Source organism: Pseudomonas sp. TR47, from assembly GCF_044143025.1.
In the GTDB taxonomy this organism is placed as follows: domain Bacteria; phylum Pseudomonadota; class Gammaproteobacteria; order Pseudomonadales; family Pseudomonadaceae; genus Aquipseudomonas; species Aquipseudomonas putida_E.
In genome coordinates this window covers 98,923-112,244 of sequence record NZ_JBHFCS010000014.1, presented here as the reverse complement: position 1 = coordinate 112,244, position 13,322 = coordinate 98,923, and the positions used below count along the sequence as shown (strand labels likewise).

At 63.0% G+C, this 13,322-nt stretch carries 12 protein-coding genes; all 12 read left to right on the top strand.

Annotated elements, in window-relative coordinates:
* Nucleotides 1–121: 121 nt before the first annotated feature.
* Nucleotides 122–2,251 (top strand): flagellar biosynthesis protein FlhA, encoded by a 2,130-nt coding sequence (gene flhA, locus ACEWE8_RS16170; RefSeq protein ID WP_046785346.1) that lies wholly within the window; start codon nt 122–124, stop codon nt 2,249–2,251.
* A gap of 11 nt (nt 2,252–2,262) precedes the next feature.
* Nucleotides 2,263–3,570 (top strand): flagellar biosynthesis protein FlhF, encoded by a 1,308-nt coding sequence (flhF, locus tag ACEWE8_RS16165; protein ID WP_046785345.1) that lies wholly within the window; start codon nt 2,263–2,265, stop codon nt 3,568–3,570.
* Nucleotides 3,571–3,663: 93 nt separating this feature from the next.
* Nucleotides 3,664–4,497: a flagellar synthesis regulator FleN gene (gene fleN / locus ACEWE8_RS16160; protein ID WP_011534890.1), complete on the top strand. Its 834-nt coding sequence runs from the start codon at nt 3,664–3,666 to the stop codon at nt 4,495–4,497.
* Nucleotides 4,494–5,234 carry an RNA polymerase sigma factor FliA gene (gene fliA, locus ACEWE8_RS16155; protein WP_012315498.1) on the top strand — a complete coding sequence of 247 codons (741 nt, stop codon included), beginning with the start codon at nt 4,494–4,496 and terminating at the stop codon, nt 5,232–5,234. The genes fleN and fliA overlap by 4 nt, the downstream gene beginning before the upstream one ends.
* Nucleotides 5,235–5,338: 104 nt before the next feature.
* On the top strand, nt 5,339–5,713 hold the full coding sequence (locus ACEWE8_RS16150; RefSeq protein WP_115274187.1) for a chemotaxis response regulator CheY: 375 nt from the start codon (nt 5,339–5,341) through the stop codon (nt 5,711–5,713).
* Between the two features lie 18 nt (nt 5,714–5,731).
* Complete coding sequence (locus ACEWE8_RS16145; protein ID WP_046785344.1) at nt 5,732–6,520, top strand: protein phosphatase CheZ; 789 nt, start codon at nt 5,732–5,734, stop codon at nt 6,518–6,520.
* 12 nt (nt 6,521–6,532) lie between these two features.
* Entirely contained in the window at nt 6,533–8,764 is a 2,232-nt protein-coding gene (locus ACEWE8_RS16140) for a chemotaxis protein CheA (RefSeq protein WP_046785343.1), read from the top strand.
* A 46-nt stretch (nt 8,765–8,810) separates the two neighbouring features.
* Nucleotides 8,811–9,941, top strand: coding sequence for a chemotaxis response regulator protein-glutamate methylesterase (locus ACEWE8_RS16135; RefSeq protein WP_046785342.1), 1,131 nt, complete (start codon nt 8,811–8,813; stop codon nt 9,939–9,941).
* Nucleotides 9,941–10,681, top strand: coding sequence for a flagellar motor protein (locus tag ACEWE8_RS16130; protein ID WP_012315493.1), 741 nt, complete (start codon nt 9,941–9,943; stop codon nt 10,679–10,681). The genes ACEWE8_RS16135 and ACEWE8_RS16130 overlap by 1 nt, the downstream gene beginning before the upstream one ends.
* 3 nt (nt 10,682–10,684) lie before the next feature.
* Nucleotides 10,685–11,542, top strand: coding sequence for a flagellar motor protein MotD (motD, locus tag ACEWE8_RS16125; RefSeq protein ID WP_046785341.1), 858 nt, complete (start codon nt 10,685–10,687; stop codon nt 11,540–11,542).
* Nucleotides 11,543–11,633: 91 nt separating this feature from the next.
* Entirely contained in the window at nt 11,634–12,425 is a 792-nt protein-coding gene (locus ACEWE8_RS16120; protein ID WP_046785340.1) for a ParA family protein, read from the top strand.
* Nucleotides 12,422–13,297, top strand: coding sequence for a CheW domain-containing protein (locus ACEWE8_RS16115; protein WP_046785339.1), 876 nt, complete (start codon nt 12,422–12,424; stop codon nt 13,295–13,297). The genes ACEWE8_RS16120 and ACEWE8_RS16115 overlap by 4 nt, the downstream gene beginning before the upstream one ends.
* The last annotated feature ends 25 nt before the right edge of the window (nt 13,298–13,322 follow it).

The window sequence follows — 13,322 nt, the reverse complement described above, 5'->3', positions numbered from 1 at the left end:
CGCGACGCAAGGCCGCTCCTACAGGCAAATAAAAGTGACCTGAGCAAAGTTGGAAAGCTTCTTGCAAAGCCACACCCAAGCGCCCCTTGGGCGTCAAAGTTTTGCTTGAAGAGGGCTCTCGGTGGATCGCAGTCAGTTAATCAACAACGCACGCCACAACCTGGCCGGCCTGGGCCGGGGCAACCTGGGTGTGCCGCTGTTGCTGCTGGTGATGTTGGCAATGATGATGTTGCCGATACCGCCGTTCCTGCTCGACGTGTTCTTCACCTTCAATATCGCGCTGTCGATCGTGGTCCTGCTGGTCTGCGTGTATGCCTTGCGGCCACTTGATTTTGCCGCCTTCCCCACCATTTTGCTGGTCGCGACGCTGCTGCGACTGGCGTTGAACGTCGCCTCCACGCGCGTGGTCATGCTCCATGGCCAGGAGGGCCATGGTGCCGCAGGCCAAGTGATCCAGGCTTTCGGTGATGTGGTGATCGGCGGCAACTATGTGGTCGGTGCGGTGGTGTTCGCCATCCTCATGATCATCAACTTCGTGGTGGTCACCAAGGGGGCCGGGCGCATCTCTGAAGTGAGCGCGCGTTTCACCCTCGACGCCATGCCCGGCAAGCAGATGGCGATCGACGCCGACCTCAACGCCGGCCTCATCGATCAGGCCCAGGCCAAGGCGCGGCGCGCTGAGGTCGCCCAGGAGGCCGAGTTCTACGGTTCGATGGACGGTGCCAGCAAATTCGTGCGCGGTGACGCCATCGCCGGCCTGTTGATCCTGTTCATCAACCTCATCGGCGGCATGCTCATTGGCATGCTCCAGTACAACATGTCCTTCAGCGAGGCCGGCAAGGTCTACGCGCTGCTGACCATCGGTGACGGTTTGGTGGCGCAATTGCCATCACTGCTGCTGTCCACCGCTGCCGCGATCATGGTGACCCGTGCCTCCGGCTCCGAGGACATGGGCAAGCTGATCAACCGGCAGATGTTCGATTCGCCCAAAGCGCTGGCGGTGTCGGCAGGCTTGATGATCGTCATGGGCCTGGTGCCGGGCATGCCGCACTTCGCTTTCATCAGCCTTGGCCTGTTGGCCGGCGGTGGTGCCTATCTGGTGTGGAAGAAGCAGCAGAAGGCCAAGCTCGCCGCGCAGCAAGAGGTGCAACGCCAGCAGGACCTGTTGCCGTCGCCGCAACGGGCGATGGAAACCAAGGAGCTTGGCTGGGATGACGTGACGCCGATCGACATGATCGGCCTGGAGGTCGGCTACCGCCTGATCCCGCTGGTCGATCGCAACCAGGGTGGGCAGTTGCTGGCCCGGATCAAGGGGGTGCGCAAAAAGCTCTCCCAGGACCTGGGCTTCCTCATGCCCACCGTGCACATCCGCGACAACCTCGACCTGCAGCCCAGCGCCTACCGCCTGACGCTGATGGGCGTGATTCTGGCCGAGGCCGAGATCTACCCGGACCGCGAGCTTGCCATCAACCCGGGGCAGGTATTCGGCACCCTCAACGGTATCGCCGCCCGTGACCCGGCCTTCGGCCTGGAAGCGGTCTGGATCGATATTGGCCAGCGCGCCCAGGCGCAGTCGTTGGGCTACACCGTGGTCGATGCCAGTACCGTGGTTGCCACGCACCTCAACCAGATCCTGCAGAAGCATTGCCATGAACTGATCGGCCACGAGGAAGTGCAGCAACTGCTGCAGGTGCTGGCCAAGGCTTCGCCTAAACTTGCCGAAGAGCTGGTGCCTGGTGTCATTTCCTTGTCGGGGCTGCTCAAGGTCCTGCAGGCACTGCTCGCCGAGCAGGTGCCGGTGCGTGACATTCGCAGCATTGCCGAGGCCATCGCCAATAATGCCGGCAAGAGTCAAGATACCGCCGCGCTGGTGGCGGCAGTGCGCGTCGGATTGTGTCGCGCCATCGTGCAAAGCATTGTCGGCGTTGAGTCCGAGCTGCCTGTGATCACTCTTGAGCCAAGGTTGGAACAGATTTTGCTCAATAGTCTGCAAAGGGCCGGGCAAGGTCAGGAAGACGGTGTTCTTCTGGAGCCGAGCATGGCCGAAAAGCTGCAGCGTTCGTTGATCGAAGCGGCCCAGCGTCAGGAGATGCAGGGCCAGCCGGCCATCCTTCTGGTTGCCGGCCCGATCCGAGCCATGCTGTCGCGCTTCGGCCGCCTGGCTGTACCGAATTTGCATGTTCTGGCGTATCAGGAAATACCGGATAACAAGCAAGTCACCATCGTTGCCACCGTGGGCCCCAACGGCTGAGGTAGTGGGTTATGCAAGTTAAGCGTTTTTTCGCCGCCGATATGCGCCAGGCCATGAAGCTGGTCCGTGATGAGCTGGGCTCCGACGCCGCCATCATCGGTAACCGGCGCATCGCTGGCGGTGTCGAACTGACGGCCGCGCTGGACTACAAACTGTCCGCGTTGGCCCCGCGCGTGCCCAATGCCGAGCTCGAGCACGAGCTGCGCAAGACCCAGACGCGCATCGCCACTGCCCAGGCCGAGCTGGACAACCGCAGTGATGCCACCGAAGGCAGCCGCCAATTGTTCGCCGGCCAGTCGCTGACCGCCTCGCAGCCGTTGATCGAACCGCATGTGGATGTACCGGCCCCTGCAGCACCTGCTGCGCCGGCACCGGTCGACCCGCGCCTGTTCGATGCCATGCGCTCTGAGCTGTCGGGCCTGCGCGAGCTGCTTGAAGTGCAGCTTGGCTCGCTGGCCTGGAGCCAACTGCAAGGCAGCAAGCCGGCGCAGGCCAACCTCTGGCGCCGGCTGCAGCGCATCGGCCTGTCCGGGCCGATCGCTCGCGAACTGCTTGACCTCACCGCCGAAATCGAGGAGCCGCGCCAGGCTTGGCGAATGCTGCTGGCGCACTTGGCACGCATGATCGAAGTGCCTGAGATCGAACCGATCGAAGAGGGTGGTGTGATCGCCATGGTCGGCCCCGCCGGCATGGGCAAGACCACCACCCTGGCCAAGCTGGCGGCGCGCTATGTGCTCAAGTACGGCCCGCAGAACCTGGCCCTGGTCAGCATGGACAGTTTCCGCATTGGTGCCCAGGAGCAGCTCAAGACCCTGGGGCGCATCCTCAACGTGCCGGTGACCTATGTAGACCCCGGCCAGTCGCTGGCCCAGGCGTTGGAGCCGCTGCTGCGCAAGCGCGTGGTGCTGATCGATACCGCCGGCCTGCAGGCCAGCGACCCGGCCCTGCGCATGCAGCTGGAAAGCCTCGCCAGCCGCGGCATCGCCTCGAAGAATTACCTGGTGCTGGCCACCACCAGCCAGAAGCAGGTGCTGACGGCTGCCTATCACAGCTACAAACGCTGTGGGCTGGCCGGCTGCATCCTGACCAAACTCGATGAAACGGCGAGCCTCGGCGATGTGCTGAGCCTGGCCATCAGTCATGAACTGCCCGTTGCCTATCTTACCGATGGCCCGCGCATTCCTGACGACCTGCACTTGCCGCGGGCGCACCAACTGGTTACCCGCGCGGTCAATGTGCAGTTGCAGGACGAGCCCAGCGAAGAGGCCATGGCCGACATGTTCGCTGATCTCTATCACAACCCAAGGAGAGCGGGTTGATGATCAAGCGTATGCAAAATACCTACACCAAGGGGGCCGTAGTCATGCCCCACGTGTGGCTTGGGTCCAAGCGAGACAAGGTGAACAACGAACATGGGTAGCATGCATCCCGTACAGGTGATCGCCGTAACCGGTGGCAAAGGTGGCGTCGGCAAGACTAACGTTTCAGTGAACCTGTCCCTGGCGCTGGCCGAGCTCGGCCGCCGGGTCATGCTGCTGGACGCCGACCTGGGCCTTGCCAACGTCGACGTATTGCTGGGCCTGACCCCCAAACACACCCTGGCCGATGTCATTGAAGGGCGCTGTGAGCTGCGCGACGTGCTGCTGCAGGGGCCGGGCGGCGTGCGCATCGTGCCGGCGGCCTCTGGCACGCAGAGCATGGTGCACCTGGCCCCGGCCCAGCATGCCGGGCTGATCCAGGCCTTCAGCGAGATCGGCGACAACCTCGACGTGTTGGTGATCGACACCGCTGCGGGGATTGGTGACTCAGTAGTCAGCTTCGTCCGTGCAGCCCAGGAAGTGCTGCTGGTGGTGTGCGACGAACCCACCTCGATCACCGATGCCTACGCGCTGATCAAGCTGCTCAATCGCGATTATGGGATGAACCGTTTCCGCGTGCTGGCCAACATGGCGCAGAGCCCGCAGGAAGGGCGCAACCTGTTCGCCAAGTTGACCAAGGTCACCGACCGCTTCCTCGACGTTGCCCTGCAATACGTCGGCGCCGTGCCGTACGACGAGTGTGTGCGCAAGGCGGTGCAGAAGCAGCGGGCAGTCTACGAAGCCTTCCCCCGTTCCAAGTGTGCGCTGGCCTTCAAGGCCATTGCGCAGAAGGTCGACAGCTGGCCGTTGCCGGCCAACCCGCGCGGGCATCTGGAGTTCTTCGTCGAGCGCCTGGTGCAGCCCACCAGCGCAGGGCCGGTCCTATGAGTGCGAGCGGGTTCAAGATGTACAGCAAGGCGTCCAAGGACGCCCAGTACGATCTGGTTGAACGCTACGCGCCGCTGGTCAAGCGCATTGCCTACCACCTGCTGGCGCGCTTGCCTGCCAACGTGCAGGTGGAAGACCTGATCCAGGCCGGCATGATCGGCTTGCTTGAGGTGGCCAACAAATACGACGCCAGCAAGGGCGCCAGCTTTGAAACCTATGCTGGCATCCGCATCCGCGGCGCCATGCTCGACGAGGTACGCAAAGGTGACTGGGCACCGCGCTCGGTGCACCGCAACACGCGCATGGTCAGCGATGCGATGCGCGCTGTGGAAGCAAGAACCGGCCGTGACGCTAAAGATCATGAAGTTGCGGCCGAACTCAAGTTGAGTCTCGATGATTACTACGGGATTTTGAACGATACCCTGGGTAGCCGCCTGTTCAGCTTCGACGACCTGTTGCAGGACGGCGAGCACGAAGGGTTGCACGAGGAGGGCGCCAGTGGCCAGGTCGAGCCGTCGCGCGACCTGGAAGACGAGCGCTTCCAGGCCGCACTGACCGATGCCATCGCCAACTTGCCGGAGCGCGAGCGGCTGGTGCTGGCGCTGTACTACGACGAAGAGCTGAACCTCAAGGAAATCGGTGAGGTACTGGGGGTCAGCGAATCGCGTGTCAGCCAGTTGCACAGCCAGTGCGCCGCGCGACTGCGCAGCCGTCTTGGGGAATGGCGGGCGCGTTGAGCTCGGGGTCGTTGCAGTCGTTTTCACGTTGTACCGAATTGATTGAATGCGCGCTCGGGGCCGAGCGCGTTTGAGACTGCTTGGAGGTCTAATTGAACAAAGACATGAAAATCCTCATCGTTGACGACTTTTCGACGATGCGGCGGATCATCAAGAACCTGTTGCGTGATCTGGGCTTCACCAATACCGACGAAGCCGACGACGGCACCACGGCATTGCCGATGCTCGAAAGCGGCCATTACGACTTCCTGGTGACCGACTGGAACATGCCTGGCATGTCCGGCATCGACTTGCTGCGCAAGGTACGTGCCCACGACCGCCTGAAGGCCATGCCGGTACTGATGGTGACGGCCGAAGCCAAGCGCGACCAGATCATCGAAGCGGCTCAGGCCGGCGTGAATGGGTATGTGGTCAAGCCGTTCACCGCCCAGGTGCTCAAAGAAAAGATCGAGAAGATCTTCGAACGCGTCAACGGCTGAACAAAGTCAGGGGGCGCCATGGAATCAACACAAACGTCTTTGGGGGAGTTTGAGTCAACCCTGAAGAAGCATGCCCAGGAACTGGTCGAAAGCCTGGAACGGGGCCGGTTCGGCGAGGCGGTGCAGCTGATTCATCAGCTCAACCAGACCCGCGACCGCGGCTTGTATCAGGAAGTCGGCAAGCTCACCCGCGAGCTGCACAGTGCGATCGTCAGCTTCCAGATCGACCCGCACATGCCGCAGGCCGAGGAAGTCTCGCAGATCACCGACGCCACCGAACGTTTGTCCTATGTGGTCAAGCTTACCGAAGGCGCCGCCAACCGCACCATGGACCTGGTGGAGGAGAGCACGCCCGTGCTCAACGACCTGGCCGCTGAGGCGCAGAACCTGAGTGTCGACTGGCAGCGCTTCATGCGCCGCGAAGTCGCTGCGCCGGAATTCCGCGAGTTGGTCAAGCGTGTCGACAGTTTCCTGACGCACAGCGCTGAAGGTAACCGCAAGGTATCTGGCCACCTCAATGACATTCTGCTGGCTCAGGACTATCAGGACCTGACCGGCCAGGTGATCAAGCGGGTGACCGCGCTGGTGACCGAAGTCGAAAGCAATCTGCTCAAGCTCGTGCTGATGGCCAGTCAGGTCGACCGTTTTGCCGGTATCGAACATGACCACCAACAGCTGCGCGCTGAAAAAGATGAAGAAAAATATCCGGCTCGGGGTGAAGGTCCGCAGATTCATGCCGATAAGCGTGAAGACGTTGTGTCCGGTCAGGACGATGTCGATGATCTGCTGTCCAGCCTGGGTTTTTAAGGAGCACGTTTAATGAGCTTCGGCGCCGATGAAGAAATCCTTCAGGATTTCCTGGTAGAAGCCGGCGAAATTCTTGAGCAACTGTCCGAGCAACTGGTCGAGCTGGAAAGCCGGCCCGATGATGCCGACCTGCTCAATGCGATCTTTCGCGGTTTCCACACTGTAAAAGGGGGCGCCGGCTTCCTCCAGCTCAATGAGCTGGTGGAGTGCTGCCATATCGCCGAGAACGTGTTCGACATCCTGCGCAAAGGTGAGCGCCGGGTCGACGCGGAACTGATGGACGTGGTGCTCGAAGCGCTGGACACGGTCAACAGCATGTTCGGCCAAGTGCGCGAGCGCAGTGAAGTGACCCCGGCCACGCCTGAGTTGCTGGCGGCCTTGGCCCGCCTGGCCGAGCCGGGTAGCGCCGAAGCTGCTGCGCCGGTGGCCGAGGCTGCGCCTGCGCCGGCCGAGCCTGCTGCCGAGGCAGACATCACCGACACCGAATTCGAGCAGTTGCTCGATTCGCTCGATGCGGTCAAAGCCCAAGCAGCGGCTGCCGAACAGCAGCTGCAGGGCGAAACGTTGGCCGGCTCCGGTGACGAGATCACCGACGACGAATTCGAGTCGTTGCTTGACCAGTTGCACGGCAAGGGCCAGTTCTCGGCCGAAGTCGTTGCCACAGAGCCCGTGGCCGCTGCAGCCAGCGCGCCAGCCAGCGACGAAATCACCGACGAAGAGTTCGAGTCGCTGCTGGATCAGCTGCACGGCAAGGGCACGTTCCAGGCGGACGCGCTGCCTGCTGCCGTTGCTCCGGTGGCCGGTGAAGTGCCAGCTGCCGGTAGCGGCGATGAAATCAGCGAGCACGAGTTCGAGGCATTGCTCGATCAGTTGCATGGCAAAGGCAAGTTCACCGGCGATGCCGTGACCGCTGAAGCGCCCGCCGCCGTTGCCACCCCTGTCGCCGCCAAGCCGCAAACCCAGCCTGTGGCCAAGCCGGCACTGGCACCGGCACCGGCACCTGCTGCTGCGGCCAAGCCTGCCGCGCCGGCCCGCGCGCCCGCACCGGCTGCCGAAAAACACGCGGTAAGCGAAGCGGAAACCACCGTGCGCGTCGACACTGCGCGCCTGGACGAGATCATGAACATGGTCGGCGAGCTGGTGCTGGTGCGTAACCGCCTGGTGCGCCTGGGCCTGAACAGCGGTGACGAGGCCATGTCCAAGGCCGTGTCGAACCTCGATGTGGTCACGGCCGACTTGCAGACTGCGGTGATGAAGACCCGCATGCAGCCGATCAAGAAAGTCTTCGGCCGCTTCCCGCGCCTGGTCCGCGACCTGGCCCGCCAGTTGAAGAAAGAGATCAACCTGGAACTGGTCGGTGAAGAGACCGACCTGGACAAGAACCTGGTCGAGGCATTGGCCGACCCGCTGGTGCACTTGGTGCGCAATGCGGTTGACCACGGTGTCGAGATGCCTGAAGAACGTGAAGCCTCGGGCAAGGCGCGTACCGGCCGCGTGGTGCTGTCGGCCGAGCAGGAAGGCGACCACATCCTGCTGTCGATTTCCGACGACGGCAAAGGCATGGACCCTAACATTCTGCGCGCCAAGGCCGTGGAAAAGGGCTTGATGGACAAGGACGCCGCCGACCGTCTGAGCGAGTCGGACTGCTACAACCTGATCTTCGCTCCGGGCTTCTCGACCAAGACGGAAATCTCCGATGTGTCCGGCCGTGGTGTCGGTATGGACGTGGTCAAGACCAAGATTTCCCAGCTCAACGGCTCGATCAACATCTTCTCGGCCAAAGGCCAGGGTTCGAAGATCGTCATCAAGGTGCCGCTGACGTTGGCGATCATGCCGACCCTGATGGTGATGCTGGGCAACCAGGCGTTCGCCTTCCCGCTGGTCAACGTCAACGAGATTTTCCACCTGGACCTGTCGCGCACCAACGTGGTCGACGGCCAGGAGGTGGTGATCGTACGCGACAAGGCGCTGCCGCTGTTCTACCTCAAGCGCTGGCTGGTTCAGGGCCAGGTGCATGAGGAGCAGCGCGAGGGCCACGTGGTGATTCTGTCTGTGGGCACCCAGCGCATCGGCTTCGTGGTCGACCAACTGGTGGGCCAGGAAGAAGTGGTGATCAAGCCGCTGGGCAAGATGCTGCAGGGCACCCCGGGCATGTCCGGCGCCACCATCACCGGCGACGGTCGCATTGCGCTGATTCTCGACGTACCGAGCATGCTCAAGCGTTACGCGGCGCGGCGTATTTGATTTCGGTGGCGCGCCCTTGCCGGCTGCGCCACCTAATGGAGTGTTTATGGCAGTCAAGGTCCTGGTGGTGGATGATTCGGGTTTCTTCCGCCGCCGCGTCTCGGAAATCCTCTCGGCGGACCCGACGATCCAGGTCGTCGGTACCGCGACCAACGGCAGGGAAGCGATCGACCAGGCGCTGGCGCTCAAGCCCGATGTCATCACCATGGACTACGAAATGCCCATGATGGATGGCATCACCGCAGTGCGGCACATCATGCAGCGCTGCCCGACGCCGGTGTTGATGTTCTCCTCGCTGACCCACGAAGGCGCCCGGGTGACCCTCGACGCGCTGGATGCCGGTGCGGTGGATTACCTGCCGAAGAACTTCGAGGACATCTCGCGCAACCCGGAGAAGGTCAAGCAGATGCTGTGCGAGAAGGTTCACACCCTTTCGCGCAGCAACCGCCGTTTCGGTGGTTACGCAAGCCCCGCTGCGGCGGCTGCGCCGGCACCTGCCAGCGTTGCGCACACCGCCACCAGCAGCCTGGCCAGCCCGGCGCCAACGCGCAGCGTGGCGCCTGCCCGTGCGGCGGCGGCACCGGCGTCAACCCATTCGCCAGCGCCCAAGCGCAAGCCCTACAAACTGGTGGCTATCGGTACGTCGACCGGTGGCCCGGTCGCCCTGCAGCGGGTACTGACGCAACTGCCTGCCGGGTTCCCGGCGCCGATCGTGCTCATCCAGCACATGCCGGCGGCGTTCACCAAGGCTTTTGCCGAGCGCCTGGACAAGCTGTGCAAGATCAGCGTCAAGGAAGCCGAGGACGGCGACTTGCTGCGCCCAGGCCTGGCCCTGTTGGCCCCCGGTGGCAAGCAGATGATGATCGATGGCCGGGGCACGGTGAAGATCCTGCCCGGTGACGAGCGCCTGAACTACAAGCCCTGCGTGGACATCACCTTCGGTTCGGCAGCCAAGTCGTACGGTGACAAGGTGCTGTCGGTGGTGCTTACCGGCATGGGCGCCGACGGCCGTGAGGGCGCGCGCCTGCTCAAGCAGGGCGGCAGCACCGTGTGGGCCCAGGATGAAGCCAGTTGCGTGATCTATGGCATGCCCATGGCCATCGTCAAGGCCAACCTGGCCGATGCGGTGTACAGCCTGGATGAGATCGGCAAGCACTTGGTCGAGGCGTGTGTCTGATGGATGTCCTTAGCCTGATCGGTCTGATCCTGGCCTTCGTCGCCATCGTCGGTGGCAACTTTCTCGAAGGGGGCCATGTCGGGGCGTTGCTCAATGGCCCGGCAGCCCTGATCGTGTTGGGCGGTACCCTGGCGGCGGCGCTTTTGCAGTCACCGTTGTCATCGTTCAAGCGTGCCTTGCAGATCTTGCGCTGGATCATCTTTCCGCCAAGGGTTGACCTGGCTGGCGGTATCGACCGGGTGGTGAACTGGAGCCTGACCGCACGCAAGGAAGGCCTGCTGGGCCTGGAGGGTGTGGCCGATGGCGAGCCCGACCCGTATGCCCGCAAGGGCTTGCAGTTGCTGGTCGACGGCGCCGAGCCCGAGGCCATTCGCAGTATCCTCGAAGTCGATTTTCTCACCCAGGAAGGCCGCGATATCCAGGCTGCCAAGGTGTTCGAAAGCATGGGTGGCTATGCGCCGACCATAGGTATCATCGGTGCGGTGATGGGCCTGATCCACGTGATGGGCAACCTGGCCGACCCGTCGCAGTTGGGCAACGGCATCGCTGTGGCGTTCGTTGCCACCATCTATGGCGTGGCCAGTGCCAACCTGATCCTGCTGCCGGTCGCCAGCAAGCTCAAGGCCATTGTCATGCGTCAGTCGCGCTACCGCGAAATGCTGCTCGAAGGCCTGTTGTCGATCGCCGAGGGTGAGAACCCGCGTTCGATCGAGTTGAAGCTGCAAGGCTTCATGGAGTAACCCATGCGTCGCCGTCGCCATACCGAAGAACACGAAAATCACGAGCGCTGGCTGGTGTCGTACGCCGACTTCATTACCTTGCTGTTCGCTTTTTTCGTGGTCATGTACTCGATTTCCTCGATCAACGAGGGCAAGTACAAGGTCATTTCGCAAGCACTGCTCGGGGTGTTCAACGACCCTGAGCGGAGCATGAAGCCAATCCCTATCGGCGATGAGCAACCGCTCAGCATCAAGCCGGCCGAGCCGTTGATCAAGGACAGCGAGCAGACCGACGCAGGCCTTGCGCAGAGCAGCGTCGACCCACTCAAAGCCATCAGTGACGACGTACGCGATGCCTTCGGTGACCTGATCAAGTCCGACCAGATGACCATCCGCGGAAACGAGCTGTGGGTGGAGATCGAGCTGAATTCCTCACTCCTGTTCGGCAGTGGCGATGCCATGCCCAGCGACAAGGCTTTCGACATCATCGAGAAGGTGGCGAATATCCTCAAGCCGTTCGCCAACCCGGTGCACGTCGAAGGCTTTACCGACAACCTGCCGATCCGTACCGCGCAATACCCGACCAACTGGGAGCTGTCTTCGGCGCGGGCGGCGAGCATCGTCCGCCTGCTGGCGATGGAAGGCGTCAACCCGGCGCGCATGGCCTCGGTGGGGTATGGCGAATATCAGCCTGTGGCCGGCAATGACACTGCTGAGGGCCGGGCGCGAAACCGCCGTGTGGTGCTGGTGATCTCCCGCAACCTTGAAGTACGCCGCAGCCTGACCGGCTCCGGCAGTGCCAACGCCACACCGGACGCTGCCTTGCGCCGCGCTGGCACACAAAGTGCACCGGCAACCCCAGCAGCGATGGCGGGGCAGTGACTCGTCAATTCTCTGTCACCGCAAACCCATTGCGGTCCGGAAAACCGGATCGCACAGGGGGCAGCGGCCTCCATGAATCAAGAGTTGTCCTATGAGAGTCTGGGCAGTAGCCAATCAGAAAGGCGGGGTCGGCAAGACCACCACCACTATCGCCCTGGCCGGTTTGCTGGCCGAGGCGGGCAAGCGCGTGGTCGTCGTCGACCTCGACCCGCATGGTTCGATGACCAGCTATTTCGGGCACAACCCCGATGCTCTGGAGCACAGCTGTTACGACCTGTTCCTGCACAAGGGCCAGGTGCCGGATGGCTTGCCCGGGCAACTGCTGCTGCCCACCAGCGACCAGCGTATCTCGCTGCTGCCCTCGAGTACCGCATTGGCGGTGCTGGAGCGTCAGTCGCCGGGGCAGAGTGGCCTGGGCCTGGTGATCGCCAAGAGTCTGGCGCAGCTGTGGCAGGACTTCGACTTCGCCCTGATCGACAGCCCGCCGCTGCTCGGGGTGCTGATGGTCAATGCACTGGCCGCCAGCCAGCAACTGGTGATTCCGGTGCAGACCGAGTTCCTCGCGGTCAAGGGCCTGGAGCGCATGATCGGCACGCTGGCCATGATCAACCGTTCGCGCAAGCAGGCCTTGCCGTACCAGATCGTGCCGACCCTGTTCGACCGCCGTACCCAGGCCTCGCTGGGTACGCTGAAAGTGCTACGTGATGCCTATGAGCATCAGGTATGGCAGGGCTACATTCCGGTCGATACGCGCTTGCGCGATGCCAGCCGCAACGGCGTCACGCCGTCACAGTTCGATGGCAAGAGCCGCGGCGTGATCGCTTACCGGGCATTGCTCAAGCACCTGCTCACCTACAAGACTGCAGTACAGGTGGCTTCATGACGGTGAAGACCGGTACCCGGCCGCAACTGGCCCTGCAATCCTATCTGGATGGTCTGCTGCAGGAAGCCACCGAGGCTGAGGGCATTCTTGACCTGCCGGCTGCGAGCGACGAATTTGCCGCTGCCGTGCGCGAAGAACAGGCCCGAGATGCGCAGCCGCAGGTCCAGAGCCCTGCAGTCAGCATCCCGGCAAGGCCTTTTGCCGAACCGCAGGGCGGGGTGCTTGCGACCGTCTTGCCGGTCGAAGCGCCGGTCGTGGCGGTGGTCGAGACCAAGGTGGTGGCCGAAGCCGCCATTCCTGTACTGACCCAGGTTCAATCGCCCGAGCCCGTCGCGCCGCTGGTTGAAGTCAACCTGCCCGCGCCGAGTGCGCCCGTGCCACCGGCAACGGTCGATGGTCGCCCGGCCTGGGCGGCCGAGCCCTTCGAGTGCCTGCTGTTCGACGTCGCCGGGCTGACGCTGGCGGTGCCGCTGGTGTGCCTGGGCTCTATCTACAGCCTGGAGGGCCAGGAGCTGACGCCGCTGTTCGGCCAGCCGGACTGGTTCCTTGGCATCCTCACCTGTCAGGCGGGCAACCTGAAGGTGCTGGACACGGCGCGCTGGGTCATGCCGGATCGCTACCGGGACGATTTCCGCCAGGGCCTGCACTACGTCATTTCCGTTCAGGGCTACGAATGGGGGCTGGCGGTGCATCAGGTCAGCCGTTCGCTGCGCCTGGACCCGTCCGAGATCAAATGGCGCAGCCAGCGTGGCCAGCGACCGTGGCTGGCCGGCACGGTGATCGAACACATGTGTGCGCTGCTGGACGTCGCCGAACTGGCCGAGCTGATCGCCAGTGGCGCGGTCAAGCAGTTGCATGCCAAACACAAATAACTGCGAACACACCGCCATCGGCGGA